The 2306-nt window shown below is 50.1% G+C and carries 3 protein-coding genes and 1 pseudogene; all 4 read right to left on the bottom strand.

Annotated features, from left to right (window positions below; all coding sequences use genetic code 11):
- Nucleotides 1-284 (bottom strand): annotated as a pseudogene (locus tag O9332_RS25070) (hypothetical protein); the annotation flags it as partial.
- On the bottom strand, nt 253-897 hold the full coding sequence (locus O9332_RS25065; protein WP_288027812.1) for a histidine phosphatase family protein: 645 nt from the start codon (nt 895-897) through the stop codon (nt 253-255). The pseudogene O9332_RS25070 and the gene O9332_RS25065, both read right to left, overlap by 32 nt.
- A 49-nt stretch (nt 898-946) precedes the next feature.
- Nucleotides 947-1585, bottom strand: a complete 639-nt coding sequence (locus O9332_RS25060; protein WP_002759709.1) for a histidine phosphatase family protein — start codon at nt 1583-1585, stop codon at nt 947-949.
- Between the two features lie 433 nt (nt 1586-2018).
- The gene (locus O9332_RS25055) at nt 2019-2201 is read right to left on the bottom strand and encodes a hypothetical protein (protein ID WP_288027814.1); all 183 of its coding nucleotides are present in this window, start codon (nt 2199-2201) and stop codon (nt 2019-2021) included.
- Between the last annotated feature and the right edge of the window lie 105 nt (nt 2202-2306).

The following is a 2306-nucleotide window of genomic DNA, read 5'->3' as shown; positions in this document are numbered from 1 at the left end:
GGGGTGTGGGGAGATGGGTGTAGGGTGTAGGGTGTGGGGTGTGGGGTGTGGGGTGTGGGGTGTGGGGTGTGGGGTGTGGGGTGTGGGGTGTGGGGTGTGGGGTGTGGGGTGTGGGGAAGTGGGGAGATGGGGAAGTGGGGTGTGGGGTGTGGGGTGTGGGGTGTGGGGTGTGGGGAGAAAAAAGCTGTCTCCTGTCTCCTGTCTCCTGTCTCCTGTCCCCTGTCTCGGAGTCTCCTGTCTCCTGTCTCCTGATTAGGTGCAGGGGAGAGAACGCAGGTACTCACTGAGGTGGGAACGTAAACCGATGCCATGGAAAAGCGGGCCACGACTGCCTAATTCGACGATACTGAGGGCGGCCACGGGCATTTCAAACCGATCGCGATAACGGCCCACATCGATGCCCATCAGACTACAGAGCATGATCCGGATGGTGGCCTTGTGGGAAACAATCAGGATATTGCCATCACTGTGGGTGTGTTCAATTTCCTCCAAAACGGCCGCCGAACGACGGGCGATATCGATCCCCCTTTCTCCGTTGGGGGGAGCATTCCAAGCCGGATCCGTCAACCAGCGTACATAGAGATCATGATATTGGCGATCGATATCGTTGGGGTGCATACCTTCCCAAAGACCATAACCGATCTCTTGTAATCCCTGGCGGATTTCTAATTTCAGTCCTACCGCTTCACAGAGGGGTTTAGCGGTTTGAATAGCTCTTTGGAGGGGACTGACGTAGGCCGCGCGCCAAGGTAAAGAACGATAGACATCGGCGAATTCCTCGGCCATTTCGATGCCTTCGGCAGTCAAACCGGGGTCATTTTCTGGAGTACCACAGTATCCTCCCGTTTTGCTATAGGCCGTTTGTCCGTGTCGTAGAAAATATAACATCAAGCACATAGTTTTTCAGGAGACCAAATTCGGGGCTTCCCTGGTTACTGTTGACTGGTTAGGTTCCCGCTCGCGAGCGTAGGTCATTGCGGAGGTGAGAGCGATCGCCCATGACTTGAAAGAGGGGACCGTGTTCGGCTAATTCGACGATCGTCACCGAGGCCACGGGCATGGCAATTCGATCGCGATAACGGCCGATATCAATGCCTAAAAGAGAACATAACATGATTCGGATCGTTGCTTTATGGGAAACGATCAAAATATGGCCATCATCGTGATTATGGTCGATTTCCTCTAATACTTCCGAACTGCGGCGAGCGATATCGATGCCTTTTTCGCCCCCTGTGGGAGAATTCCAGCCCGGATCTGCTAACCAGCGCACATAATCATCATGAAACTCCCGATTAACCTCGGCTGCGGTTTTTCCCTCCCATTGGCCGTAGGCAATCTCTTTTAATCCTTCCCGTTTGTGGATGGGAATACCTAAGAGATCGCTTAAAGGGGTGGCCGTGGCCATGGTGCGCTTGAGGGGACTAGAATAGATCCCTGTCCAAGGCACATCTCGATAGACAAGAGCGAAATCCTTGGCCATTTCATCGCCGGCCGGGGTTAGTTGCAAGTCTAATCGACCGCAAAAACTACCCGCTTGACTGGCTGTGGTTTCGCCATGACGCAAAAAGTAAAGTTTTAGACTCATTTTTTGGGTGCATCTCAATATTTGTGACTCTCTCCCACTTATAGTGATACTAAATCCTGTTTAAAAAGTACAGGAGACCAGGGAGCGGAGGGTGGGGAGCAGGGAGAAACAATCCATAACTTGGCAGTTAATCACACTATTAAAAACGGATTTGGTATGATAAAAGGTAAAAAAGGTTATCCTAAATTCCCAAAAAATAATCGGCTTTTGGGTGCATCTCAATATTTGTGACTCTCTCCCACTTATAGTGATACTAAATCCTGTTTAAAAAGTACAGGAGACCAGGGAGCAGGGGGTGGGGAGCAGGGAGAAACAATCCATAACTTGGCAGTTAATCACACTATTAAAAACGGATTTGGTATGATAAAAGGTAAAAAAGGTTATCCTAAATTCCCAAAAAATAATCGGCTCTCTTATTCTTTGTGTGATAAGTTTAACTTATATAGTAGTGATCGATCTTTGTGTCTCTGTGGTTCGTTCCACTCACTCGCCCGCAAGACTGTATCTTAGAATACTTTGAGGCTGGGTGTGGGGTGTGGGGTGTGGGGTGTGGGGAAGTGGGGAGATGGGGAGACCACTTCGTGCGCGTTGCGGGGGGAGAATAAATAAAAGCCATCTCCTAAGTAGGTAGGCGTTAAAAATTATCAGACACCACCCTTATCAAGGGGGGACTAAGGGTAGGGTTGATTCATGAATCAACCCTACTATGAATCAACCCTAG

This window comes from Microcystis sp. LE19-10.1B, assembly GCF_027530565.1.
GTDB classification, from domain to species: Bacteria; Cyanobacteriota; Cyanobacteriia; order Cyanobacteriales; family Microcystaceae; genus Microcystis; species Microcystis aeruginosa.
This window is presented reverse-complemented; position numbering and strand designations above follow the sequence as displayed.